General features: G+C 67.3%; 25 protein-coding genes and 7 tRNA genes. 25 read left to right on the top strand and 7 right to left on the bottom strand.

Annotated elements, in window-relative coordinates; translation table 11 throughout:
• Positions 1-29: 29 nt before the first annotated feature.
• The 3 genes from ACU5E9_RS03695 to ACU5E9_RS03685 form a co-directional block, all read right to left on the bottom strand.
• The gene (locus tag ACU5E9_RS03695) at positions 30-674 is read right to left on the bottom strand and encodes a class I SAM-dependent methyltransferase (protein WP_456812279.1); all 645 of its coding nucleotides are present in this window, start codon (positions 672-674) and stop codon (positions 30-32) included.
• The gene (locus tag ACU5E9_RS03690) at positions 674-1,837 is read right to left on the bottom strand and encodes an NAD(P)/FAD-dependent oxidoreductase (RefSeq protein WP_456812278.1); all 1,164 of its coding nucleotides are present in this window, start codon (positions 1,835-1,837) and stop codon (positions 674-676) included. Before ACU5E9_RS03690 ends, ACU5E9_RS03695 begins: the two co-directional genes overlap by 1 nt.
• Positions 1,838-1,912: 75 nt before the next feature.
• On the bottom strand, positions 1,913-2,203 hold the full coding sequence (locus tag ACU5E9_RS03685) for an antibiotic biosynthesis monooxygenase family protein (protein ID WP_456812277.1): 291 nt from the start codon (positions 2,201-2,203) through the stop codon (positions 1,913-1,915).
• A gap of 54 nt (positions 2,204-2,257) precedes the next feature.
• Here ACU5E9_RS03685 and ACU5E9_RS03680 point away from each other — a divergent pair, with 54 nt between their 5' ends.
• Positions 2,258-3,178 (top strand): fructose-bisphosphatase class II family protein, encoded by a 921-nt coding sequence (locus ACU5E9_RS03680; RefSeq protein ID WP_456812276.1) that lies wholly within the window; start codon positions 2,258-2,260, stop codon positions 3,176-3,178.
• 74 nt (positions 3,179-3,252) lie between these two features.
• On the opposite strand, the gene ACU5E9_RS03675 is transcribed toward ACU5E9_RS03680, so the two are convergent.
• A tRNA-Val gene (locus ACU5E9_RS03675) sits at positions 3,253-3,325 on the bottom strand.
• Between the two features lie 159 nt (positions 3,326-3,484).
• On the opposite strand from ACU5E9_RS03675, the gene ACU5E9_RS03670 reads away from it, so the two are divergent.
• The 20 genes from ACU5E9_RS03670 (at position 3,485) to ACU5E9_RS03575 (ending at position 18,470) form a co-directional block, all read left to right on the top strand.
• Positions 3,485-3,556: transfer RNA gene (locus tag ACU5E9_RS03670), tRNA-Gly, on the top strand.
• A 58-nt stretch (positions 3,557-3,614) separates the two neighbouring features.
• Positions 3,615-3,688, top strand: a tRNA-Cys gene (locus tag ACU5E9_RS03665).
• 38 nt (positions 3,689-3,726) lie between these two features.
• Positions 3,727-3,798, top strand: a tRNA-Val gene (locus ACU5E9_RS03660).
• 131 nt (positions 3,799-3,929) lie between these two features.
• Entirely contained in the window at positions 3,930-4,106 is a 177-nt protein-coding gene (locus ACU5E9_RS03655; RefSeq protein ID WP_456812275.1) for a DUF4383 domain-containing protein, read from the top strand.
• Between the two features lie 101 nt (positions 4,107-4,207).
• Positions 4,208-4,279: transfer RNA gene (locus ACU5E9_RS03650), tRNA-Gly, on the top strand.
• A 57-nt stretch (positions 4,280-4,336) separates the two neighbouring features.
• Positions 4,337-4,410: transfer RNA gene (locus ACU5E9_RS03645), tRNA-Cys, on the top strand.
• A 24-nt stretch (positions 4,411-4,434) separates the two neighbouring features.
• Positions 4,435-4,506, top strand: a tRNA-Val gene (locus ACU5E9_RS03640).
• Between the two features lie 174 nt (positions 4,507-4,680).
• The gene (gene thrS, locus ACU5E9_RS03635; RefSeq protein WP_456813492.1) at positions 4,681-6,672 is read left to right on the top strand and encodes a threonine--tRNA ligase; all 1,992 of its coding nucleotides are present in this window, start codon (positions 4,681-4,683) and stop codon (positions 6,670-6,672) included.
• 3 nt (positions 6,673-6,675) lie between these two features.
• Positions 6,676-7,320, top strand: coding sequence for an HIT family protein (locus tag ACU5E9_RS03630; RefSeq protein WP_456812274.1), 645 nt, complete (start codon positions 6,676-6,678; stop codon positions 7,318-7,320).
• 85 nt (positions 7,321-7,405) lie between these two features.
• The gene (pdxS, locus tag ACU5E9_RS03625; protein WP_456812273.1) at positions 7,406-8,308 is read left to right on the top strand and encodes a pyridoxal 5'-phosphate synthase lyase subunit PdxS; all 903 of its coding nucleotides are present in this window, start codon (positions 7,406-7,408) and stop codon (positions 8,306-8,308) included.
• Between the two features lie 11 nt (positions 8,309-8,319).
• Positions 8,320-8,913, top strand: a complete 594-nt coding sequence (gene pdxT, locus ACU5E9_RS03620; protein ID WP_456812272.1) for a pyridoxal 5'-phosphate synthase glutaminase subunit PdxT — start codon at positions 8,320-8,322, stop codon at positions 8,911-8,913.
• 36 nt (positions 8,914-8,949) lie between these two features.
• Positions 8,950-9,483: a DUF1697 domain-containing protein gene (locus tag ACU5E9_RS03615; protein WP_456812271.1), complete on the top strand. Its 534-nt coding sequence runs from the start codon at positions 8,950-8,952 to the stop codon at positions 9,481-9,483.
• Between the two features lie 142 nt (positions 9,484-9,625).
• A complete protein-coding gene (locus ACU5E9_RS03610) occupies positions 9,626-10,390 on the top strand; it encodes a YebC/PmpR family DNA-binding transcriptional regulator (RefSeq protein WP_456812270.1) in 765 nt (254 codons plus the stop codon).
• Positions 10,391-10,397: 7 nt separating this feature from the next.
• Positions 10,398-11,003, top strand: coding sequence for a crossover junction endodeoxyribonuclease RuvC (gene ruvC, locus ACU5E9_RS03605; protein ID WP_456812269.1), 606 nt, complete (start codon positions 10,398-10,400; stop codon positions 11,001-11,003).
• 53 nt (positions 11,004-11,056) lie between these two features.
• Entirely contained in the window at positions 11,057-11,710 is a 654-nt protein-coding gene (gene ruvA, locus ACU5E9_RS03600) for a Holliday junction branch migration protein RuvA (RefSeq protein ID WP_456812268.1), read from the top strand.
• Positions 11,707-12,756, top strand: coding sequence for a Holliday junction branch migration DNA helicase RuvB (gene ruvB / locus ACU5E9_RS03595; protein WP_456812267.1), 1,050 nt, complete (start codon positions 11,707-11,709; stop codon positions 12,754-12,756). Before ruvA ends, ruvB begins: the two co-directional genes overlap by 4 nt.
• A 101-nt stretch (positions 12,757-12,857) precedes the next feature.
• Positions 12,858-13,295 carry a preprotein translocase subunit YajC gene (gene yajC / locus ACU5E9_RS03590; RefSeq protein WP_456812266.1) on the top strand — a complete coding sequence of 146 codons (438 nt, stop codon included), beginning with the start codon at positions 12,858-12,860 and terminating at the stop codon, positions 13,293-13,295.
• Between the two features lie 65 nt (positions 13,296-13,360).
• On the top strand, positions 13,361-15,112 hold the full coding sequence (gene secD, locus ACU5E9_RS03585; RefSeq protein WP_456812265.1) for a protein translocase subunit SecD: 1,752 nt from the start codon (positions 13,361-13,363) through the stop codon (positions 15,110-15,112).
• Positions 15,112-16,122, top strand: a complete 1,011-nt coding sequence (gene secF, locus ACU5E9_RS03580; protein ID WP_456812264.1) for a protein translocase subunit SecF — start codon at positions 15,112-15,114, stop codon at positions 16,120-16,122. The genes secD and secF overlap by 1 nt, the downstream gene beginning before the upstream one ends.
• A gap of 95 nt (positions 16,123-16,217) precedes the next feature.
• Positions 16,218-18,470: a RelA/SpoT family protein gene (locus tag ACU5E9_RS03575; RefSeq protein ID WP_456812263.1), complete on the top strand. Its 2,253-nt coding sequence runs from the start codon at positions 16,218-16,220 to the stop codon at positions 18,468-18,470.
• A gap of 15 nt (positions 18,471-18,485) precedes the next feature.
• On the opposite strand, the gene ACU5E9_RS03570 is transcribed toward ACU5E9_RS03575, so the two are convergent.
• From ACU5E9_RS03570 to ACU5E9_RS03560, 3 genes are all read right to left on the bottom strand, one after another.
• Complete coding sequence (locus ACU5E9_RS03570; protein WP_456812262.1) at positions 18,486-19,040, bottom strand: hypothetical protein; 555 nt, start codon at positions 19,038-19,040, stop codon at positions 18,486-18,488.
• Positions 19,041-19,171: 131 nt separating this feature from the next.
• Positions 19,172-20,404, bottom strand: a complete 1,233-nt coding sequence (locus ACU5E9_RS03565) for a DUF349 domain-containing protein (protein ID WP_456812261.1) — start codon at positions 20,402-20,404, stop codon at positions 19,172-19,174.
• Between the two features lie 160 nt (positions 20,405-20,564).
• On the bottom strand, positions 20,565-21,371 hold the full coding sequence (locus ACU5E9_RS03560) for a peptidylprolyl isomerase (protein ID WP_456812260.1): 807 nt from the start codon (positions 21,369-21,371) through the stop codon (positions 20,565-20,567).
• A gap of 165 nt (positions 21,372-21,536) precedes the next feature.
• Between ACU5E9_RS03560 and ACU5E9_RS03555 the strand changes: the two genes are divergently transcribed.
• From ACU5E9_RS03555 to ACU5E9_RS03540, 4 genes are all read left to right on the top strand, one after another.
• Positions 21,537-22,874 carry a replication-associated recombination protein A gene (locus tag ACU5E9_RS03555; RefSeq protein ID WP_456812259.1) on the top strand — a complete coding sequence of 446 codons (1,338 nt, stop codon included), beginning with the start codon at positions 21,537-21,539 and terminating at the stop codon, positions 22,872-22,874.
• Between the two features lie 246 nt (positions 22,875-23,120).
• The gene (gene rpsD, locus ACU5E9_RS03550; protein WP_066595696.1) at positions 23,121-23,750 is read left to right on the top strand and encodes a 30S ribosomal protein S4; all 630 of its coding nucleotides are present in this window, start codon (positions 23,121-23,123) and stop codon (positions 23,748-23,750) included.
• Between the two features lie 107 nt (positions 23,751-23,857).
• The gene (locus ACU5E9_RS03545; protein ID WP_456812258.1) at positions 23,858-24,223 is read left to right on the top strand and encodes a DUF948 domain-containing protein; all 366 of its coding nucleotides are present in this window, start codon (positions 23,858-23,860) and stop codon (positions 24,221-24,223) included.
• Between the two features lie 152 nt (positions 24,224-24,375).
• On the top strand, positions 24,376-24,597 hold the full coding sequence (locus tag ACU5E9_RS03540; RefSeq protein WP_456812257.1) for a hypothetical protein: 222 nt from the start codon (positions 24,376-24,378) through the stop codon (positions 24,595-24,597).
• Positions 24,598-24,643: the final 46 nt, after the last annotated feature.

Here is a 24,643-nt window from a genome sequence, read left to right as displayed (position 1 = left end):
CGGCCGGGCCGCGGACACTAGCGTCCGGGCTACCGGCGCCGGGCGCTGATCACGGCGTCCCTGGCCGTGACCACCGAGCCATCTGGACCCGTCGCTGCTCGCGGCCGGGACTCCGCCACCTCCACCCGCCACAGGTCAGGGTCGAGGGTGGCGGCCACCTCCGTTGCCGTGAAGAACAGGTCGGTCGGCGGAGTGTGCCCCTGGTGATGCGCGTCGGAGACGTCGTGGCCCACGATGAGCAGGGTGCCGCCCGGCGCGACCGCCTCTGCCAGGGCGCGGAACAGGGGTGTCCGTTGTGCGGATGGCAAATGCATGAACTGGGCGCTGACCAGGTCGAAGCCGCCGGCCGGTGGAACCCACTGGGTGAAGTCGTGTTGCTCCCACGAGATCCGGTCAGCGATGACAGCGGATTCGGCCGGGTCTGTGCCCGCACGCCGGCTGCGGGCAGCGGCCCGTTCGAGCGCCACCGCCGAGAAGTCCGCGGCAGTGACCTGCCAGCCCCTTGAGGCCAGCCAGATGGCGTCGCCGCCCTCGCCGCAGCCGATGTCCAGGGCGGTCCCGGCCGGGAGCGCCAACGTCTCGCTGACCAGGACAGGATTGGGCGCGCCGCTCCAGACGTCATCGCCTGCGCCGTATCGGTCGTCCCAGTAGGCCTGGTCGAAGGTTTCGGTCATCAGTTCTGTCCTCCGTTGGTGAGTGCGTGTCGGGTGGACGCGTCTCGGGTGGGCGCGAGCGTGGGGGTCACTCCGTGTCGGCGGTCACCGAGCACAATGCTGCTGTTGTGGGCCTCGGCATCAGCCGAGAACGGATGGCGGTACGCCGCCACCGAGGCTGCCACGTCCTCCATGATGAGGTCGGCATTGATGGCCGTGGCGGCTCCGAGCCCGGCGGCAGCGGATACGACGACCTGCGCCATCAGGTTGGTGGCATTGCCCGCCGTCCAGACGCCGGGGACAACGCTACCGCCGCGGAGGACCCTGCCAGTCTCGTCGCTCTCCAGGTAGGTGCCGACGCCCTTTGGATGCGGAATCGGGACGAGGTCCAGACCGGAGAGGAAGCCGGTGCGGGCGGTGAACGTCGGGGCGACCACGAGAGCCTGGAGGGTTATCAGGCGCCCACTGGACACGCGCACTCCGGTCAGCGCATCATCCTGCACGACGACGCTTGATACCGGTCCGATGACGACACTGATGCCTCGCGCGGCGAGTTGTTCCCACTCGGCCTCGGTCGGTCCGTGCTGCTCGGAAATGGAACCGGTGGCGTCGACCATGTCGCCGTGCAGGAACAGCGTGACAGTGCTGCTCCACTGCCGGAAGAGCAACGCCTGGTGCACCGACATCGGGCCGGTGCCGAGGATGCCGATGGCCTGGTCGCGTACCTCCCACCCGTGGCAGTACGGGCAGTGCAGCACGTCGCGACCCCACCGTTCACTGAGCCCGGGAACGTCCGGTAGTTCGTCGACGAGTCCCGTGGCCACCAGGAGGCGGCGTCCGGACACCGTCCGGCCGTCCTCGAGGGACACCGTGAAGCCGGCCGCCGAGCGTCGGGTGTCGACGGCACGGCCGGCCAGGAGTTTCGCACCGTAGGACCGGGCTTCGGCCTGGCCGAGCCGGATGAATTCGGCGGGGCTGATGCCGTCGCGGGTGAGGAAGCTGTGCACGCCCTCGGCGGGAGCATTGCGTGGCTCCCCGCCGTCGATGACGACGACCGAGCGGCGTGCCCGCCCGAGGACGACCGCGGCACTGAGTCCCGCTGCGCCGCCGCCGATGATGACGACATCGAAAGTCTCTGCCAGGGGGAGAGCGGGAGGGGGAGGAGGGGTTCCGAAGGTGGTCATGTGACCATGTTGAGGTGCAACCTAGATATTGACAAATAGATTTGCCGGATTGGCAACTCGCGATACCGCTGGGCATCACTGCACAGCGACGAAGTGCTGCACGTCAGGGAACGGGTCGTAGAACGGGTGCAGCAACGCCTTCCATTCGGCGTATTCGGGGGAGCCGCGGAAGCCTTCGGTGTGATCCTCGATCCGCTCCCACTCGACCAGCAGCAGGAACGACGAGGGCGCCTCGACCGACCGGGACAGGCTGAGGCTCTGGAATCCGGGCATCGATTCGATGAACGAACGAGCGGTCCGGAAAGCGGCCACGAAGGCATCTTCGAGGCCGGGACGCACGGGCAGGACGGCGTGTTCTGTGATCACCCGTCGACCCTATCCCGCAAGGCCCGTCCGGCCCGGCGGGTACCATCGACTCCCATGGGCACCAACACAACGGCCGACGCCGTCACTCCGGGAACGGGCACGATCACCAGCAGGGCCATCACGACCGTGCTCGGTGCCGAACACTACTCCGACGAGCTGGTCGAAGCCGTTCGTGCTTCGACGGCGGCCGCGGCGCTGGCCGCCGGCGCGTGGTTCGGTCGGGGCGACAAGAACGCGGCGGATGCTGCGGCCGTGGCTGCCATGCGCGCCGAGCTGCTGACCGCCCCGTTCGCGGGCTTCGTTGTGATCGGCGAGGGCGAGAAAGACGAGGCGCCGATGCTCGCCAACGGCGAGGAACTCGGCTCCGGCGATGGACCGGCCTGCGACATCGCCGTCGACCCGCTCGACGGTACCCGTCTCGTGCAGGAGGGCCTGCCCGGTTCGGTCTGCGTCATCGCACTCGCGCCGCGCGGCACACTGTTCGACCCCACAGACGTCTTCTACATGGACAAGCTCATCTCCTCGTCGCCTGCTCGTGGCGTTCTGAGCCTCCGCGCAACGCCAACCGAGAATGTGCGAAGCCTCGCCGCGGTGCTCGGCAAGTCGGTGAACGAGATCACCGTTGCAGTGCTCGACAAGCCTCGGCACGTGGGCCTTGTCGCCGAGTTGCGGGGGATCGGGGCACGGGTCCAACTGGCGGGGGAGGGCGACGTGTCAGTGGCGATCGCCGCCGCCACCGCCGGCGGAACCATCGACCTGGCCATGGGAATCGGGGGCACCCCGGAAGGTGTGCTCACAGCGTGCGCGATCAGGGCGCTGGACGGATTCATGGAGGGCAGGCTGGCGCCCCAGAACGACGACCAGCTGCGCCTAGCCCTGGCTGCCGGGCACGACCTCGACCGGGTCCTGACCCTCGACGACCTCGTCGCCAGCGACCAGGTGTTGTTCGCTTCAACGCCCGTGCAGCAGCACTAGGCCTGCATCGCGGCCTGCCGTGCAGGCCGCCGCTTAACGACGACAGCCCCCGGGATTCCCGGGGGCTGTTTCGGTGGGCGATGCGGGACTTGAACCCACGACCTCTTCCGTGTGAAGGAAGCGCGCTACCAGCTGCGCCAATCGCCCGAACCACACTCGAAAACCTCTCGACTGCGACATCTGATACTAGACCAGACCGGGCCTCGAACGCACATCGAGACGCCGCGACACGCTGCTTTCCCTCGGTTTGAATATGCGTCGCACTATCGGCTAGAGTCTTCAACGCACGCAGAAATGCGAGCAGTTGCGGATGTGGCGCAGTGGTAGCGCATCACCTTGCCAAGGTGAGGGTCGCGAGTTCGAATCTCGTCATCCGCTCGAATTGAATCGGCCGAAAGGCCGATTCTCTTTGGTATATGTACGGCACAACAAGCACGGTGGATTGGCCGAGAGGCGAGGCAGCGGCCTGCAAAGCCGTATACACGGGTTCGAATCCCGTATCCACCTCCAGCCTGAGAAGTATGGTTTTCGAATACTTTGCAGGACCTGGGCGATTGGCGCAGCGGTAGCGCGCTTCCCTGACACGGAAGAGGTCACTGGTTCGATCCCAGTATCGCCCACCGAAACAAAACCCCCGGCAAACCCGGGGGTTTTGTCGTATCTGCCGCTTGAAGGCGCCGTCAGTCGACCACCATGACAATGACCATGACCCTTGCGGTGACCCTGACCGCAATTTTTTGATCTGGGCGGAGTGATCTACCTCGTCCTGTGGCTCTACGGCCTCTTCATCGATCAGGACGCCGCGGCGAATTTCGTGCCGATGAACACCGCTGACAACTGGCTGCACCTGGGCCTCGGGGTGGTCATGATCATGCTCGGCGTCGCCCTGGGACGCAGCCGTACGAACGTCACATCGGACACGATGTGACGCGCCTGAAGCAACCTGCGGGCGCCGTTGGCGTGTCACGTGCACACGGCGCCCGTCGGGATGCAGTAGAGTCTTTCAAGCACGCAGTAATGCGAGCAGTTGCGGATGTGGCGCAGTGGTAGCGCATCACCTTGCCAAGGTGAGGGTCGCGAGTTCGAATCTCGTCATCCGCTCGAAGTGAATCGGCCGAGAGGCCGATTTTCTTTAGGTGTACACGCTTGACAGAACACGGTGGATTGGCCGAGAGGCGAGGCAACGGCCTGCAAAGCCGTCTACACGGGTTCGAATCCCGTATCCACCTCCAGCCCGCGAGGCAACACGCGGTCCTGGGCGATTGGCGCAGCGGTAGCGCGCTTCCCTGACACGGAAGAGGTCACTGGTTCGATCCCAGTATCGCCCACAGCACGTGCACACGAGTCAAACCCCCGGTTCTCGAACCGGGGGTTTTTTCGTGGCCGGCCGCCCCCGCATCCCCGCAGTCCCGACTCCACTAAAGTTGTCGGGTACGCAAACACAGGGAGATATACACGTGGCTGACGGCTTTGAGCTATTCACCGACCGATCCGTTGTCGCAATGCGCGTCAACGGCGAGCTCAGGGACCTTGCCACCACGGTGACCGAGACGGATGACGTCACCCCGGTGACCATCGACTCGCCCGACGGCCTCAACATCCTGCGGCACTCCGCCGCCCACGTGCTCGCACAGGCCGTGCAGACCGTGAACCCCGCGGCGCGCCTGGGCATCGGCCCGCCCGTCACCGACGGCTTCTACTACGACTTCGACGTGGCCGAGCCGTTCACCCCCGATGACATCAAGGCGCTCGAGAAGGCCATGGACCGCATCATCCGCCAAGGCCAGCGCTTCGTGCGCCGCGTCGTGACCGACGACGAGGCCCGCGCCGAACTCGCCGCCGAGCCGTTCAAGCTCGAGCTCATCGGCATCAAGGGCGGAGCGGCCGACACCGCCGACAACGAATCCGTCGAGGTGGGCGGCGCCGAGCTGACCATCTACGACAACGTCGACCCCAAGACGGGCGAGACCGTCTGGAAAGACCTCTGCCGCGGCCCGCACCTGCCCAACACCCGCATGATCGGCAACGGCTACTCGCTCACCCGCCTGGCCGCCGCCTACTGGCGCGGCTCGGAGAAGAACCCGCAGCTGCAGCGTATCTACGGCACCGCCTGGCCCACCAAGGACGAACTGCGCGCCTACAAGGCCCGCCTGGAGGAGGCCGCCAAGCGCGACCACCGCAAGCTCGGCCAGGAACTGGACCTGTTCTCGTTCCCCGAAGAGATCGGCTCCGGCCTCGCGGTCTTCCACCCCAAGGGCGGCATCATCCGCGCCGAGATCGAAAACTACATGCGCGAGCGTCTGCTCGCCAACGGGTACGACCTCGTCAACACCCCGCACATCACCAAGGGCCACCTGTTCGAGACCAGCCAGCACCTCAACTGGTACCGGGACGGCATGTTCCCGCCCATGCACCTCGACGAAGAGGTCGACGCCGAGGGCAAGGTCACGCGCCAGGGCCAGGACTACTACCTCAAGCCCATGAACTGCCCGATGCACAACCTCATCTTCAAGGCACGCGGCCGCAGCTACCGCGAGCTCCCGCTGCGCCTCGCGGAGTTCGGCACCGTATACCGGTACGAGAAGAGCGGCACCCTGCAGGGCCTCACCCGCGTGCGCGGCCTGACCCAGGACGACGCGCACATCTACGTGACCCAGGACCAGGTGCGTGCCGAAGTCGCGAGCCAGCTCGAGTTCGTCTTCGAGACCCTCCGCGGCTACGGCCTCACCGACTTCTACCTGGAGCTGTCGACCCGCGACCCCAACAAGTCGGTCGGCACGGATGAGCAGTGGGATGCCGCGACCGACACCCTCCGCCAGGTGGGCATGGATTCCGGGCTCGAGCTCGTGGCCGATCCCGGCGGAGCGGCGTTCTACGGTCCGAAGATCTCCGTGCAGGCCCGTGACGCGATCGGGCGTACCTGGCAGCTGTCCACCGTGCAGCTCGACTTCAACCAGCCGGAACTGTTCGACCTCGAGTACACCGCCTCCGACGGCACCCGGCAGCAGCCGGTGATGATCCACCGCGCGCTGCTCGGTTCCATCGAGCGTTTCTTCGCCATCCTGCTCGAGCACTACGCCGGTGCGTTCCCGGTCTGGCTCTCCCCGGTGCAGGTCATCGGAATCCCCGTGTCCGAGCAGTACGAGGACTTCCTCTGGGACGTCCTGGCGAAGCTCAAGGCCGCCGGTGTGCGCGTCGAGCTCGATTCCTCCAGCGACCGGATGCAGAAGAAGATCCGCAACGCCACCCTGCAGCGGATCCCGTTCCAGCTCATTGTCGGCGAGGACGACCGCGCGAACGGTGCGGTCAGCTTCCGGTTCCGTGACGGCACCCAGGAAAACGGTGTGCCCGTCGACGACGCCATCCGTCGGATCATCGCCGCTATCACGACCCGCGCGCAGGTGCTCGGCGCCGCCGACTTCGCCGAGCGCGGCCCTGCCGCCGCTCCAAGCGAGGAGCCCGCCGCCGACGTTCTCCCCGTCGGACTGAGCTAGCCGATGGCCGACACCGACGGGTTCAACACCGACGGGCCCAACACCGACGGGCCGCGCGACACCCCGTGGGACCGCCTGTCCGGCAACCCGCAAGACCTGGCCGACGGGGTCCAGGTGGAGAACTCCGGCGACTTCGCCGCCGTTCCGGATGCCTTCCAGCGCTTGTGGACCCCGCACCGCATGGTCTACATCCAGGGCGGCCAGCAGCCCCACCCCGATGACTGCCCGTTCTGCATCGCACCGTCGATGGACGACGAGAAGGCCCTCATCGTGGCCAGGGGCAAGTACGCCTATGTGCTGCTCAACCTCTTCCCGTACAACAGCGGCCACCTGCTGGTCTGCCCGTACCGGCATGTAGCCACTTATGACGAGGCCACCCCTGAGGAGGTTGCCGAGATCGGTAGCCTGACCCAGGTGGCCATGCGGGTGCTCAAGGCGACATCAGGCTGCGACGGGTTCAACCTGGGCATGAACCAGGGCCGCATCGCCGGCGCCGGTATCGCCGAGCACCTGCACCAGCACATCGTGCCGCGGTGGGCGCTGGACTCGAACTTCTTCCCCATCATCGCCGGCACCAAGGCCATTCCGCAGCTCCTGGGCGACGTGCGCCGCTCTGTCGCGGAGGGCTGGCCGGCCGGGGAATCCTGACCCGTCGTCCCCTCCGCTCTTCATCTTCACCCGTGCCAACGCCCCGGTCGGGGCGGCACCAGACGCAAGGAATAGAATCGTAGCTATGACTGACACCACCTCCACAGAGCAGTTCGGCTCGAGCCGCGTCAAGCGCGGACTCGCTGAGATGCTGAAGGGCGGCGTCATCATGGACGTCGTCAATGCCGAGCAGGCCCGAATCGCCGAAGACGCCGGAGCCGTTGCCGTTATGGCTCTCGAGCGCGTTCCCGCCGACATCCGCTCGCAGGGTGGTGTCGCCCGCATGAGCGACCCCGACCTGATCGACAGCATCAAGGCCGAGGTGTCCATCCCCGTCATGGCCAAGGCCCGGATCGGCCACTTCGTCGAAGCCCAGGTCCTCCAGGCCCTCGAAGTCGACTACATCGACGAGTCCGAGGTGCTGAGCCCGGCCGACTACGTCAACCACATCGACAAGTGGAACTTCACCATTCCCTTCGTCTGCGGCGCGACCAACCTGGGTGAGGCGCTGCGTCGCATCACCGAGGGCGCAGCGATGATCCGCTCCAAGGGCGAGGCCGGCACCGGCGACGTCTCCGAGGCGACCAAGCACATCCGCACCATCAAGGGCGAGATCGCGCGTCTGTCCTCGCTCACCAAGGACGAGCTGTACGTCGCCGCCAAGGACCTGCAGGCCCCGTACGAGCTCGTCGCCGAGATCGCCGCGACCGGCAAGCTTCCCGTCGTCCTGTTCACCGCGGGCGGCGTGGCCACCCCGGCCGACGCTGCCATGATGATGCAGCTCGGCGCCGACGGCGTCTTTGTGGGCTCGGGCATCTTCAAGTCCGGCAACCCGCAGGAGCGTGCCAACGCCATCGTCAAGGCCGTCGCGTTCTACGACGACGCCAAGATCATCGCGGATGTCTCCCGTGGGCTCGGCGAAGCGATGGTCGGCATCAACGTGTCCGACCTCGCCGCACCGCACCGTCTCTCCGAGCGCGGCTGGTAGCTCGCGCTTCCATGACGGTCGGAGTACTCGCCCTCCAGGGCGACTTTCGCGAGCATGCCGATGTTCTGCGCTCGCTCGGCAGTGACGTGGTACTCGTGCGCCGCCCGGAGGAACTGGCCGTCGTCGACGGCCTGGTGATCCCGGGCGGCGAGTCCAGCGTCATGGACAAGCTGACCCGCATGTTCGGCCTTGCCGAACCGCTGCGGGCGGCAGTCACGGCCGGCCTGCCGGTCTACGGCACCTGCGCCGGCCTGATCATGCTCGCCGACACCGTGCTGGATGGCATCAGCGGCCAGCAGAGCATCGGCGGCCTGGACATCCGCGTGCGCCGGAACGCCTTCGGATCCCAGACCGCGTCCTTCGAGACCGACCTCGACGTGCCCGCGCTGGGTGTGGAGCCCGTGCACGCCGTCTTCATCCGCGCCCCGGTGGTGGAGAGCGTCGGCCCCCGGGCCATGGCGCTGGCCACCGTCGCCGACGGCCGCTGCGTCGCCGTTGAACAGGGCAACCTGCTCGGCACGTCGTTCCACCCCGAGATCACGGGGGAGTACCGCTTCCACGAGTACTTCCTGCAGAAGGTACGGAGTGCCGGCTTCCGGGCCTAGACCCCGCAGGTCGTCGGCGTGCGCCAGACTGGGCGCATGACCCGGTACATCGCCCTGCTGCGCGGCATCAACGTCGGCGGTATCAACATCAAGATGGCTGCCCTGGCCGACACCGTGCGCTCCCTCGGCCACACCGGGGTCAAGACCGTGCTCGCCAGCGGCAACCTCGTCTTCGACAGCGACCAGGCGGATGCCGCCGCACTCAAGGCCGGCCTCGAACGGGCCCTCTCCGACGCCTTCGGCTACGAGGCGTGGGTGGTGCTGCTCACCCGGGAAGACCTCGGGGCGGCAGTGGCTGCCTACCCGTTCGAGGACCTCGACGGCTGGCATTCCTACGTCATGTTCGGTTCCGACCCCGCCATGCTCGACGAGCTGCTCACCTCCGCCCCCACCCTCGATCCAGCCGACGAACGGGTCGTGCCGGGCACCGGCGTGCTCTACTGGCAGGTCCGCCGTGAGGTGGGCATCAAGAGCCCCTTCAGCAGCCTCTCCGCCAAGACCCGCTACAAGGCCAGCACCACCAACCGCAATCTGCGCACCCTGCGGAAGATCCTCGACCTCCCTGGCTGAGCCATCCGTGCTCCGGAGCGGCGCGGGTCGGCACTGGGGCTGCCGGGCTAGACTGGCAGGGCACTGACCGGTCAGCACGATCGCGGTGCCAGCAGACGACGCATCAAGCGCGTCGCACGAGCAAGCGACACACGGGAGATTCATGTCCGGGCATTCCAAGTGGGCAACCACCAAGCACCAGAAGGCCGTCACCGACTCGCGTCGGGCCAAGGCGTTCGCCAAGCTGATCAAGAACATCGAGGTCGCGGCCCGCATGGGCGGCGCCGACCTGTCGGGTAACCCGACCCTCGTCGACGCGATCCAGAAGGCCAAGAAGACCTCGGTCCCGAACGACAACATCGACCGCGCCGTCAAGCGCGGCGCCGGCCTGTCCGGCGAGGTCGTCGACTACACCACGATCATGTACGAGGGCTACGCCGCCAACGGCGTCGCGATCATGATCGAGTGCCTCACCGACAACAAGAACCGCGCCGCAGCCGAGGTTCGCACCACGGTCAGCCGCAACGGCGGAAACATGGCCGACCCGGGCAGCGTCGCCTACAACTTCCACCGCAAGGGCATCGTCGTCGTCCCGAAGGGCAACGACGTCACCGAAGACGACGTGCTCGCCGCCGTGCTCGACGCCGGAGCGGAAGAGGTCATCGACGACGGGGACAAGTTCGAGGTCTTCAGCGAAGCGCAGGATCTGGTCGCAACCCGCACCGCCCTACAGACCGCCGGCATCGACTACGACTCCGCCGACATCGCCTTCGTGCCGCAGCTCAAGATCGAGGTCGACGCGGCGACCGCGCGCAAGGTGTTCCACCTCATCGACGCGCTCGAAGAACTCGACGACGTGCAGAACATCTACAGCAACTACGACCTGACCGCCGAGGTCCAGGCCGAACTCGAAGCCGACAGCGAATAGTTCACCGATGACGGTCAGGGTGCTGGGCATCGACCCCGGCCTGACCCGCTGCGGCGTCGGCATCGTCGACGTCGCAGCGAACCGCTCGGCGACCCTCGTGGACGTCCAGGTGCTGCGCAGCTCACCGGATCTCTCCCTCGAGCGCCGGCTGCTGCTGATCAGCGAGGGCATCGAAGAACTCCTGGACAAGCACAAGCCCGCCTTCGTCGCCATCGAACGCGTCTTCGCGCAGCAGAACGTCAGCACAGTGATGGGCACCGCCCAGATCAGCGGAGTGGCGTTGATGCTCGCCGCCAAGCGCGGCCTCACCGTGACCCTGCACACCCCCAGCGAGGTGAAGGCGGCGATCACGGGCTACGGCTCTGCCGACAAGAAGCAGGTGGGCACGATGGTGGCCAGGGTCCTCGGCCTGGCCGAGGTCCCGAAGCCTGCAGACGCCGCCGACGCCCTCGCCCTCGCCATCTGCCATGCCTGGCGCACCGGTGTGGGTGGGGGAGTGCTGCCCACCAGCGGCGCCGTGGCCGCCGGCCGGCGCTCCACCCCGTCCCTGAGCCCCGGCGCGCTCACGCCGGCGCAGCGGGCCTGGCGGAACGCCGAGCGCGGCGGCGTGTGACACCAGCGGCGTGTGACACCAGCACTGTCGGCGGCGCCCCGTAGTCTGTTTAGGTGATCTCTTCTCTGCGCGGCCCAGTCCTTTCCGCCCTGGGCACGACCGTGGTGATTGAGGTCGGCGGCGTCGGACTGGCCGTGCAGGTCACCCCCGCCACTGCCCTGACCGCGCGGATCGGCAGCGAGACGCGCCTCTCGACCACGCTGATCGTCCGCGAGGATTCCCTGACCCTGTACGGCTTCCCCAGCGCCGACGAACTCGCCGTGTTCGAACTGCTCGTCGGAGTCACCGGGGTCGGTCCGAAGTCGGCCCTCGGCGTTCTCGCCGTGCTCACGCCGAACCAGATCGCGCACGCGGTGAACGCCGAGGACGATGCGGTATTCCGTAAGGTCAGCGGGATCGGGCCCAAGACGGCCAAGCTCATCGTGCTGTCCCTGGTCGGCAAGGTCGCCGTCACCGCGGCCCCCGCCGCCCCGGGCCGCCCCGGAGTGGCGACGGCCACCGTCGGCGCCAGTGTGCAGGCCGCCCTGATCGGCCTGGGCTGGTCCGAACGGGTTGCGAGCCAGGCGGTCGAGGAGATCCTTGCCGGAAGCACCGCCGAGTTCGATGCGGAGGAGGCCGGTGTCGCCGCGGTGCTCCGTCTCGCCCTGGCCAAACTCGGCCCGGCGCAACACTCCGGAGCGGCCAACGCTGCGGAGCGCCGCTCATGACCCAGGGCAGCGTTGGTGAGGATCCCGGCGTCGAACTGACCAACCCGGCGCTCGAGGGCGACGCGGAGCTGGCTTTCGAGGGTGCCCTCCGCCCCAAGAGCCTGGACGAGTTCGTCGGCCAGCAGAAGGTGCGCGGACAGTTGCAGCTGCTGCTGACCGCCGCCTCGATGCAGCAGCGCACCCCGGACCACATTCTGCTGGCCGGCCCGCCCGGGCTCGGCAAGACGACCCTGGCCATGATCATCGCCTACGAGGGCAACCGCCCGCTGCGGATGTCCAGCGGCCCGGCGATCCAGCACGCCGGCGACCTGGCCGCCGTGCTCTCCTCCCTCGTTCCCGGCGAGGTCCTCTTCATCGACGAGATCCACCGCATGGCCCGGTCGGCCGAGGAGATGCTCTACCTGGCGATGGAGGATTTCCGCATCGACATCATGGTGGGCAAGGGCGCCGGGGCCACGTCGGTACCCCTGGACCTGGCCCCGTTCACCCTGGTGGGCGCCACGACCCGCTCCGGGATGCTGCCCAACCCGCTGCGGGACCGGTTCGGCTTCACCGCCCACCTCGAGTTCTACGCCGACCCCGAACTCGAACTCGTACTCGTGCGTGCCGCCGCGCTGCTCGGCCTCGCCATCGATCGCGAAGCCATCGCCGAGATCGCTGGACGGTGCCGCGGAACACCGCGCATCGCCAACCGGCTACTCCGACGGGTGCGCGACTACGCCCTCGTGCACGGCGGCGACGCCGACCTCGCTGCGGTGCACGCCGCCCTCGAGCTCTACGACGTCGACGAGATCGGCCTGGACCGGTTGGACCGCGAAGTCATGAACATCGTCCTCACCCGCTTCGCCGGCGGCCCGGTCGGCCTCAACACCCTGGCCGTGTCGGTGGGGGAGGAGCCGGAGACCATCGAATCGGTCGTCGAGCCCTTCCTGGTGCGGATAGGCTTCCTCACGCGTACCCCGCGCGGGCGGGTCGCAACGGCCGCGGCGTGGCGGCACTTTGGGCTGAGCAATCCTCAGGCTGCGCTCACCTTGGATGTCCTATAATTCAGGTTGGTCCGCATATTCGACGTACCCGTTCCCCCCACAAACCCTGCACCACTACTCTGCTGCGGTCTTGAACCGCTCCGGGAAGGTTTCACAGTTCTATGGATCCGTTGACACTCGTCATGCTCGCCGTTCTGGCGCTGCTTGTCTTCTTCATGTTCCGCAACGGCCGCAAGCGCCAGAAGGACACCTTGTCGCTGCAGTCGAAGATGGTTCCCGGCGCCGACGTCATGACCAACTTCGGCCTCTACGGCACCATTGTGTCGATCGATGAGGAAGGAAACAAGGTCGCCCTTGAGATCGCACCCGGCACCACCGTGCAGATCCACCGCCAGACCATCGCCCGCGTCGTCGAGCCCGTCGTCGTTGCCGACGACGTCGTCCTCGATGACACCGTCGACACCGACGCCGGCACCCCCTCCGCTCTGACCGAACCCGTCCTGGGTGAGCCCGAATACGGTCAGCGCACCGCATTCGAGCCGACGACCGATGAGTCAGACGCTGGCAACAACACCGAACCCAAAAAGGGCGACGCGTAACACATCCCCTCTCCGTGCCCACGCCGTTCGGCGTGGGCACGAGCAAAGAAAGCTGAGTTCAATAGGTGGCTAAGTCGTCTCCGACCAAGAAGGCCTGGCGCTCCCTGACCTGGCTTGGCGTGATCATCGTCGGTCTCATCGCTCTCAACGGAGCCGGGGTGCTCACCGGCGGCGGGTCGTGGACGCCGAAGCTGGCCCTCGACCTCGAGGGCGGCACGCAGATCATCCTCGCGCCCAAGCTCGAGTCCGGTCAGACGGTCTCCAACGAGCAGCTCAACCAAGCCGTGTCGATCATCCGGCAGCGCATCGACTCCTCCGGGGTCTCCGAGGCTGAGATCAACACCCAGGGTGGACAGAACATTGTCGTCTCGATCCCGGGCACGCCCGACGATGCGACCCTGAACCGCATCGAATCCTCCGCCAAGCTCGAGTTCCGCCCGGTCCTGGTGGCGTCCGCCCCCTCGGCCGACAGCGTCGGGGACGACTCGACGGCCACCCCCGGTGCCACGGATGCCGCGACGGACGCCGCTGCGGATCCCGCCGCGACGGAGACGCCGGCGCCGGCCACCACGCCGTCCGTCGCTCCCACCGACGCCAGCGACCTGAACAACATCACCCCGGCGCTGCAGGCCCAGTTCGACAGCTTCCAGTGCAGCGACATCGACACCAGCGTCGTCGCACCGGCCGACCAGCCGCTCGTCACCTGTGAGACCGACGGCAGCGTCAAATACATCCTCGGCCCGGTCGAGGTCAGCGGAGAGAACATCTCCGACGCCAGCAACGGCCAGGTCCAGACCCAGAGCGGCGCCACCACCGGCGAATGGGCCGTCAACATCGTCTTCGACGGCACCGGCACCAAGGCTTTCGCCGACGTGACCACCCGCCTCAGCGGCCTCACCGGCGCGCAGAACCAGTTCGCCATCGTGCTGGACGGCAGCGTCATCTCCGCCCCGCAGACCCTCGCCGTGATCACCGACGGCAAGCCGCAGATCACCGGGTCGTTCGACCAGGACACCTCCAAGGCACTCGCCGACCAGCTCAAGTTCGGCGCCCTGCCGATCAGCTTCACCGTGCAGAGCCAGGACAGCATCTCCGCAACACTGGGTTCCACCCAGCTGCAGAGCGGCCTCATCGCCGGCCTCATCGGCCTGATCCTCGTCGTGCTGTACTCCCTGGTGCAGTACCGCCTGCTCGGCCTGGTCACCGTCGCCTCGCTCGGCGTCGCGGCCGTGATCACGTACTTCCTGATCACGCTGCTCTCCTGGCGGGAGGACTACCGGCTCTCCCTTGCCGGTGTGGCCGGTCTGATCGTGGCCATCGGTATCACCGCCGACTCGTTCATCGTCTACTTCGAACGTGTCAGGGACGAACTCCGCGACGGCCGTGGCCTCGTCTCGGCCGTCGAGTCCGGCTGGCGCCGCGCCATCCGCACCATCATCGCCTCGGACACCGTCAACTTCCTCGCCGCAGCGGTGCTGTTCATCCTGGCCGTCGGAAACGTGCGCGGATTCGCGCTCACCCTGGGCCTGACCACCCTGGTCGACCTGCTGGTGGTGGCGCTGTTCACCCACCCGACGCTGCAGCTGCTGGCCCGCACCAAGTTCTTCGGCGACGGCCACAAGCTCAGCGGGCTCGACCCGCGCGCGCTCGGCGCTGTCTACCGGGGACGGGCGCAGTTCCAGGCCCCGGCCGAGGTAGCCGCACGGAAGCAGGCGTCCTCCAGCAAGGAAGCCGCCAAGCGCCAGACCATCGCCGAACGCAAGGCGGCTGAGCTCATCGGTACCGGCTCCAAGCCGACCGACGGGAAGGATTCCTAATGGCCAGCTTCAACCAGTTCGGTAACGACCTGCACACCGGCAAGCTGTCGTTCAACATCGTCGGCCGCCGGAAGCTCTGGTACTCGATCGCCGGCGTGATGATCCTCATCGCCGTCCTCGTCCCCGTTCTGCGCGGCGGATTCACCTTCGGCATCGAGTTCACCGGAGGCTCTGAGTTCGAGGTCTCCGAACTCTCCACCCAGGACCAGGGCCCGGCTGCCGACGCCGTCACCACGGTCGTTCCCGACGCCGTACCCAAGATCTCCGCGGTCGGCACCGACGGCATCCGGGTGCAGACCGACCAGCTCACCCAGACCGAGTCGCGTGGCGTGAGCGCCGCGCTGGCTGAGGCGTACGGGGTGGATGCGGCGCAGGTCACCTCGTCGTTCATCGGCCCGTCCTGGGGCCAGGACATCACCGGCTCCGCCATCCGCGCGTTGCTCACCTTCCTGGTGCTCGCCGGCGTCGTGATGGCCCTGTACTTCCGCACCTGGAAGATGGCCGCTGCTGCCATGGTCGCTCTCCTGCACGACCTCGTGATCACCGCCGGGTTCTACGGAATCACCGGTTTCGAGATCACCCCCGCCGCGGTGATCGGCTTCCTCACCATCCTCGGCTACTCCCTGTATGACACCGTCGTGGTATTCGACAAGATCCGGGAGAACACCCGGGAGGACGGGCCCGAGTCCCGGCGCACCTTCGCCGACTCGGTCAACCTCGCGGTCAACCAGACCCTCGTCCGATCGATCAACACGTCGATCGTCGCCGTGCTCCCGGTCGCGTCGATCCTCGTCATCGGAGCGTTCGTGCTCGGCGCCGGCACCCTGCAGGACATCTCGCTCGCCCTGCTGATCGGCATGCTGGTGGGCACGTACTCCACCATCTTCATCGCCGCACCGCTGTACGCCCAGCTGCGCGAGAACGAACCCGAGATTCGCAAGCGCGACAAGAAGGCCCTTGCCCTGCGGGCGAAGGCCGCCGGAACCCCGCTCGCGGACGTCCCCGCATGAGCCGCCGCGCACGCCGGGAATACGCGGCCCCGGCCGCCGGTTTAACGTTTATCCGCTAGTACAGGGATAATTGCGCCAGGGAATGAGGTACTGAGATGACTGAGACCACCACGCCATCCACCGCGTCCCTGCGCCGCCTTGTCCCGAGGATCTTCTCCAGGGCGCAGCCGGCCGGTGCCGTCGACACGCTGCTGAAGACCGTTCGCACTCACCACCCCAAGGTGGACCTGTCGATCATCGAACGGGCGTACACCGCGGCGGAGCGCGCGCACGAGGGCCAGAAGCGCCGGAGCGGCGAGCCGTACATCACGCATCCCGTCGCCGTCGCGCAGATCCTGGCCGACCTCGGCATCGGGCCCAAGACCGTGGCGGCCGCGCTGCTGCACGACACCGTCGAGGACACCGACTACACCCTCGACCAGCTGCGCGCCGACTTCGGCGACGAGATCACCATGCTCGTGGACGGCGTCACCAAGCTGGACAAGGTCAAGTACGGCGACTCCACCCAGGCCGAGACCGTGCGGAAGATGATCGTCGCGATGTCCAAGGACATCCGTGTGTTGATCATCAAGCTCGCCGACCGGTTGCACAACGCCCGCACCTGGGGTTTCGTGCCCGCGGAGTCCGCCATCCGCAAGGCCACGGAGACCCTGGAGATCTACGCCCCGCTGGCCCACCGGCTCGGCATCCAGACCATCAAGTGGGAACTCGAAGACCTCTCCTTCGGTGTGCTCTATCCGAAGCTCTACGCCGAGATCGAGAGCCTGGTCAAGCAGCGCACCCCGCAGCGTGAAGAGTTCGTGCAGTACGTCATCGACGCGATCAACGACGACCTCAAGGCCGCACGCATCCGCGGCAAGGTGGCCGGCCGGCCCAAGCAGTACTACTCGATCTACCAGAAGATGGTCGTGCGCGGCCGCGAGTTCGACGAGATCTACGACCTGGTCGGCATCCGCGTCCTGGTGAACTCGGTGCGGGACTGTTACGCCGTCCTCGGCGCCATCCACGCCCGGTGGACCCCGCTGCCCGGCCGGTTCAAGGACTACATCGCCACCCCCAAGTTCAACCTGTACCAGTCGCTGCACACCACAGTGCTCGGCCCGAGCGGACGCCCGGTCGAGATCCAGATCCGTACCCAGGAGATGCACGAACGCGCCGAATTCGGCGTGGCCTCGCACTGGAAGTACAAGGAACAGGTCAACGGCAAGAGCTCCGGCCCCGGCCCGCAGAGCGACACCGACATGGCGTGGCTCGCGCACATCTCCGACTGGCAGGCCGAAACGGCCGACCCGAACGAGTTCCTGGACTCCCTGCGCTACGAGATCGGCGCCAAGGAGGTGTACGTCTTCACCCCCAAGGGGCGCGTGATCGGCCTGCCCGCCGACGCCACCCCGGTGGACTTCGCCTACGCCGTACACACCGAGGTCGGCCACCGCACCATGGGCGCCAAGGTCAACGGGCGACTCGTTCCGCTGGAGAGCTCGCTCACCACCGGTGACGTGGTCGAGGTCTTCACCTCGAAGAACCCGGACTCCGGACCCAGCCAGGACTGGCTGAACTTCGTCAAGAGCCCGCGGGCCCGCAACAAGATCCGCCAGTGGTTCACCAAGGAACGCCGCGACGAGGCCATCGAGCAGGGCCGCGACGCCATCGCCCGCGCGATGCGCAAGCAGAACCTGCCGCTGCAGAAGCTCATGAACCAGGACTCGTTCGCCGAGGTTGCCGCGGTCATGCGCTACGAAGACGTGTCCGCCCTCTATGCCGCGGTCGGCGAGGGGCACGTCTCCACCCAGTCCGTGTTGGAGAAGGTCGTCGCCACGCTGCAGAGCGTGGAGGAGAGCGACGCCACCGACCTGCCGTTCGCCCCGAACGGGCGCACGCAGACGCTGCGCAACAACGACTCCGGCATCCTGGTGCGCGGCGCCCCTGACATCCTCGTCAAGCTCGCGCGCTGCTGCACCCCGGTGCCCGGCGACAAGATCGTGGGTTTCATCACCCGCGGCTCCGGTGTCTCCGTGCACCAGTTCGACTGCCACAACGTGCAGGAGCTGCTCAAGGAGCCGGAGCGGATGATCGACGTCGACTGGGCGCCGACCTCCAAGAGCCTGTTCCTCGTGCAGATCCAGATCGAGGCGCTTGACCGCTCCGGGCTGTTGTCGGATGTGACCCGGGTGCTGTCCGAGCATCACGTCAACATCCTCTCGGCCACGGTGCACACCTCCAGCGACCGGCTGGCCATCAGCCGGTTCGTGTTCGAAATGGGTGACACCACCCACCTCGACCGGGTGCTGAACGCGGTGCGCCGGATCGACGCCGTCTACGACGTCTACCGGGTCAGTGACGGTTAGCCGGTACGGCATCTTCTAACCCAGGAGCCCAAGAGCTTCCTGCAACTGCTGCTCGGCGATCCTGGTGAAGGAGATGCCCGGGCGGTCGGTCAGCAGCCGGCTGCCGGTCGCGCCCAGCCCGGCGCGGTCCAGCAGCTCGGCGATGAGCACGGTGTCCGCCCGGTGATGCGGCGACTGGCCCCACCGGGCCAGGTCGATCGCCGTGCGGAGCGGAGTGGTGACGACCAGGCGCCCCAGCAGCATGACGTCATCCGCACCGAGCCGCACCTCCCGGAGGCGCACAGAGGCGTCGGGCCGTTTGCGGGTTCGTGCGCCCAGGTCCACGCAGAATTGGTGTTCGGCCGGTTCGGGTGCCAGTCCGTAGATCCAGGCGGCCGTGAGCCGTTCGGCCGCCGCCCGCCGCGGGGCGAACCGCTGGATTGCTGCCGCGCGGGTCTCCGGCCCGTCCTGGGTGTCGACCGGACACCAACTCCCGCCGACAACGAAGAGTTCTCCGTCCAGTCGGGCGCAGGCCAGTTCGGCCATGGGCAGGTCGGTTTCGGTGAGTGCGGCGGGAAGGAGGGGAGTCATCATGCCAGCATGTGCGGACGCCCCGGCACGCAGAACGGGACCCGGGAATCTGTGGACAGATTCGCGTGGTCCCGTTCTGTGTAGAGCCGGTGCTGTGTATAACCGGTGCTGTGTAGAGCCGGCGCTGAGTGTTACTGGCCGATGGCCTTCAGCCACGCCTTGCGGGTTTCGAGGGCCTCGGTCGCGTCCTTGATCTTGCGGGCGTCCTTGGTCTCCTGCGCTGCGGCCAGTTCGGCTTCGAGCTTGGCGATGGCGTCGTGCAACTGGCCGGCGAGTCCCTCGGTGCGAGCCTTGGTCTCGGGGTTGTTGCGCTTCCAGTGATCGTCGTCGAGCTTGCGCACGGCGGCTTCCACCTTGCGCATGCGCTCCTCGACCGGCTTGACCTGGTCGCGGGGAACCTTGCCGGCGGCGTCCCAGCGACGCTGGACGGAGCTGAGCACCTCGCGGGCCTTGACCCGATCGGTCTCGGTGAGCAGCGCTTCGGCTTCGGTGAGCAACTCGAGCTTGACGACGAGGTTGCCGGCGAACTCTTCGTTGTCCTGGGCGTCGATCTCACTCTTGACGGAGTAGAGCACATCGCCGGCGGCCTTGAACTTGGCCCACATGGCGTCGTCCTGCTTCTTGCCGGAGCGGCCGGCGGCCTTCCAGTCCTCGAGCAGGTTGCGGTAGGCGGGGATGCCGTCCGCACCCTGCGGGGCGAGGGCTTCGGCCTTTTCGATCAGCTGCTGCTTGCGGTTGCGGACGTCCTTGTGGGCACTGTCGAGCTCGGCGAAGAACGCCTTGCGGTTCTGCTCGATGGTGGTGCGGGCGGCACGGAATCGCTTCCAGAGCTCGTTCGCCTCACCCTTCGGGATGCGCGGGGCGTCGTGCTGGTGGGCCTGCCACTTCGCGAAGAGCGCGTCGAGGGCGGCGCTGGTCTGCTTCCACTGCGTCTTGGCGGGGTCCTCGGCGGCGAGGCGCTCGGCCTCTTCGACGATGGCCGCACGCTCGGCGACGGCGGCGGCGCCGGCGGCCTTGGCCTCAACGCTCTGCTGCTCGGTGAGCTCGGTGACGGTGCCGCCCAGGGCACCGAGGCGCTCGGCGAGGGCGGCGAGGTTGCCGACGGCGTTCGCCGAGGCGACCGACTTCGACAGGTTCGCGACCGACTTGGCGATGTCCGCGGCCGGTGCTCCTCCCTTGGCGCGCTGTTCGAGCAGGGTGACCTGTCCGTTCAGCTCGACGTACTTGCGCTCGAAGTAGGCCAGGGCCTCTTCCGGAGTCGCATCGGGGTACTGGCCGACGGCGCGTTCCCCGTCGGCTTCGCGCACGTAGACAGTGCCGGTTTCGTCTACGCGACCCCATGGTTGCTGATCTGTCGTAGTCAAGAGCCTCACCTTAATGATTTGGTTGATTCCCCGCAGAGTCGGTTCCCTCAGCGGGTGAATCCCTGAACAAGCCAGTACTGACACAAGCCAATACCCGCACAAGCCTATTGCAACGCCGCGCGTCGGTCAGCGAATCGACCGAACTGTTATCGCGATCGCGTCATTGGAGGGTGAATCCGGTGATGGTGGTGGGCACGACGGGCGCGCCGTCAGTGGCGCCGTCGACGATGCCGCCGTCGACGATTCCGGTCTTGAGCTCGTCGAGCCCGCTGGTGACCCGGCCGATCACCGAATAGCCGCCGGCCTCATTCGCCGGGATGGTGGTGTCGTCGTAGACGACGAAGAATTGGCTGCCGTGGCTGTAGCCGTCGGCGGCCCGGGCCATGGCGATGGTGCCGGCCGGGTAGACGTCATCGGCCGGGGCGTTCTCGACCGGACCGTAGTAGTAATTCGGTCCGCCGCTGCCATCGCCATTCGGGTCGCCGCACTGCAACACGGAGAAGCCGCCGTTGGTGAGGCGATGGCAGGTGAGCCCGTCGTAGAAGCCGGACTGCGCGAGGCTGATCGTGGATGCGACGGCCTGCGGGGCGAGGGCACCGTCCAGCTCGACGCCCAGGGGGATGTCGTTGAGCGTCAGCGTGCCGGTCCAGGTGCGTCCCTCGGCCAGGTCGGGGGAGGGCACGTCACCCGCGTTCGCACCGGGAGTGGGGGTCACGGCGGCGTCCGTGGGCGACGCGGTGGGCGTGGCGGAGGCGTCCGGTTCGGGCGTGCCGGGGCCGCCATTGAAGTAGAACAGCTGCGCGCCGACGAGGACGGCCAGCACCAGCACGAGGATTCCGCCGGCCAGGATGTTGTCGCGCATGCGGCGCTTGCCCTGGTGCTCGTTGACGGCCTTTCGGGCCTGGTAGGCGCGCACGCGACCTCGTGCCTCGCGGGCTTCGCGATCCTGCTTGTTGCTCGGTGCCACGGGAATCCTCCAAGTGCCGCCTGGGGCGGGAAATCTCAGCAGCCGGGCGCCGACGGCCCGGGACACCTGAACTCTACGCACCCGGGGCCGACGGAGAAAATTCGTGCGGAATTGAGTGACCAGGGGCGGGATCGCACTGTCGGCGGCACAAACTACGCTTGAGCCATGTCTTCTGCCCAGCCCGGCCTGCGTACCGGAGCTACCCCACTCGCGGTGCGCATGCGCCCCAAGAGCCTGGCCGAGGTCGCGGGCCAGCGCCACCTGCTGACCCCCGGGTCACCGCTGGTGAGCCTGGCCAACGACAAGTCGGGGGAGCAGGGCTCGGTCTCGGTCATCCTCTGGGGCCCACCGGGAACGGGTAAGACCACCCTCGCCCAGACCATCGCGCACAGCTCCGGACGTCGGTTCGTCGAACTGTCTGCCGTGTCCGCCGGGGTGCGCGATGTGCGCCAGGTGATGGAGGAGGCACGCACCAGCCGGGACCTCTACGGGCTGTCGACGGTGCTCTTCCTCGATGAGATCCACCGGTTCAGCAAGGCGCAGCAGGATGCGCTGCTGCCGGGCGTGGAGAACGGCATCATCATCCTCGTCGCGGCCACCACCGAGAACCCGTCGTTCTCGGTGATCTCCCCGTTGCTCTCCCGTTCCCTCCTGCTCACCCTCGAGACGCTCAGCGACGACGACCTCGGTATCGTCGTCGACCGGGCCGTCACCGACCCGCGCGGGCTGGCGGACAGGTTCGTGCTCGACCCCGAAGCCCGCGGCGCCATCATCCGGCTCGCCTCCGGGGACGCCCGCCGGGCGCTGACGGCGCTCGAGGCCGCGAGCGTGTCCGCCGCCACGACCGAGGTCGTCGACGGTGACAAGCCCGTCATCACGACGGAGATCGTCTCCCTCGCCGTGGACCGCGCGCTTCTCCGCTACGACCGGAACGGCGACGAGCACTACGACGTGATCAGCGCCTTCATCAAGTCGGTGCGCGGTTCGGACGTCGACGCCTCCCTGCACTACCTGGCTCGCATGATCGAGGCCGGCGAAGACCCCCGGTTCATCTGCCGCCGGATCATCGTGCTGGCCTCGGAGGACATCGGCATGGCCGACCCGCAATCCCTGGTGATCGCCATCGCGGCCGCCGACGCCGTGCAGTACATCGGCATGCCGGAGGGGCGCATCCCCCTGGCCCAGGCCGTGGTGCACCTGGCCTGCGCCCCCAAGTCCAACGCCGCGTACATGGCCCTCGACGCCGCCATCGCGGATGTGCGGAACGGCAACACCGGCCGGGTGCCCAAGCACCTCCGCGACGCGCACTACCCGGGCGCCAAACGGCTCGGGCACGGCAAGGGCTACAAGTACCCGCACGACGACGCGCTGGGCGTGTTGCAGCAGGACTACCTGCCCACTGAGCTGCGTCGCACGCAGTACTACACGCCCACCGAGCACGGCAACGAACGCGACGTCTCCGCGCGTCTCGCCAAGTTGCGCAAGATCATCCGCGGCCAGTAGGGCAAAACAGGGGCCTCAGGCGTGTCGGAACCCCGGCTGAGCGGGCCGGCCTGTGCTAACCTTGACCTCGCCTACAACTGGTTTCGTCATGCGGCTGCGTCGCGACACCACTGTTGGAGTGGATTCGCCCTGTAGCCGGGCGGCCCGTGGCACCCACCCCTCTGATCTCCCATGACGTTCCGGCCTGCCAACAGGCGTGCCCGGTCGCCCTGGTATCCAATTTCCAGTTCCATCCGAAAGGACACTGTGTCTACCAAGTCACGTACCCGCAGTAAGACCCGCCTCTCGCGGGCCCTGGGCATCGCCCTGACCCCGAAGGCCGCCAAGTACCTCGAGAAGCGTCCCTACGCTCCGGGCGAGCACGGCCGCACCAAGCGCAAGACCGACTCGGACTACGCCGTGCGTCTGCGCGAGAAGCAGCGCTTACGCGCCCAGTACGGCATCCGCGAAGCCCAGCTCAAGATCGCCTTCGAAGAAGCGCGTCGCCGCCAGGGCCTGACCGGTGAGAACCTCGTTGAGATCCTCGAGACCCGTCTCGACGCCCTCCTCGTGCGCTCCGCCATCGCCCGCACCACCGCCCAGGCCCGTCAGATGGTTGTGCACCGTCACATCCTGGTCGACGGCCAGCTGGTCGACCGTCCCTCCTTCCGCGTGAAGCCGGGTCAGCTCATCCACGTCAAGGCACGCAGCGAGGGCACCGAGCCCTTCCAGGTTGCCGCGGCCGGCGGTCACGTCGACCTGCTGCCCAAGCTCCCGCCGTACCTCGAGGTCGAGCTCGACAAGCTTCAGGCCCGCCTCGTGCGCGCCCCGAAGCGCATCGAGATCCCCGTGACCTGTGAAGTCCAGCTCGTCGTTGAGTACTACGCAGCACGTTAGTCACCTCCGGGGCGGCCAGCCGCACCGGAACTGAACTACGCTGGAGGGCGGATCACCTAGGTGATCCGCCCTTTTGCGTTCTATCGACCTGAAATGGATGGTGTCGTATGACTGGTGGAGACATTGCCGGCCTGATTGCCGCGGGCGTGTTCGCGATTCTGGTGGCATTCCTCGCGCTCCCGCTGATCAAGCTCGGCCGAGTGTTCGACGAGACCACCCTCGCCATCCGCGACCTCAGTCGCAACGTGACGCCGCTGCTCGAGGAAACGACGAGCACGCTCGCCCAGACCAACCACCAGCTGGCGACCATCGACACCATCACCACGAATGTGGCCGAGGTCACCGGTAACGTGTCGGCCCTTGTCGCGCTTTTCGCCTCCACCGTCGGTGGACCGCTGATCAAGCTCGCCGGGTTCTCCGCCGCCGTGCGGGCCGGGCTCAGGGCGTCGCGTCCCCGGCGCGGCAAGAAGTAGTCCAGTACGCTTGAAACCCTGACCATCCAGGCCGTTTCTGCATCGTTGCAGGATCACCGGCCGACGGTCACCCCCTTCCACTCACACTGAAATTCCACTCACACTGAAATTCCATTCACACCGAGATTTCATTCACACAGGGAGTACATGCCATGAAGAACTTCATCTGGTTGGTCGTCGGCGTCGGCATCGGCTTCGTCGTGGCCCACGAGGTCAACAAGACCCAGCAGGGCAAGCGCTTCTTCACCGACCTCGACGCGAAGACCCGCGAGTTCGGCGAGGCCATCTCCGAGGGCTACCGCAAGCGCGAAGCCGAACTGCACGCCGCCCTTGGCGACGCCGAAGACACCATCGAAGAGCTGTCCAAGCCGTAACCCACGGCCAGTACCACCGGCCAGTTCCACCTTCCCACCGCATTCC

This window comes from Cryobacterium sp. AP23 (genome assembly GCF_054075385.1).
This window is presented reverse-complemented; position numbering and strand designations above follow the sequence as displayed.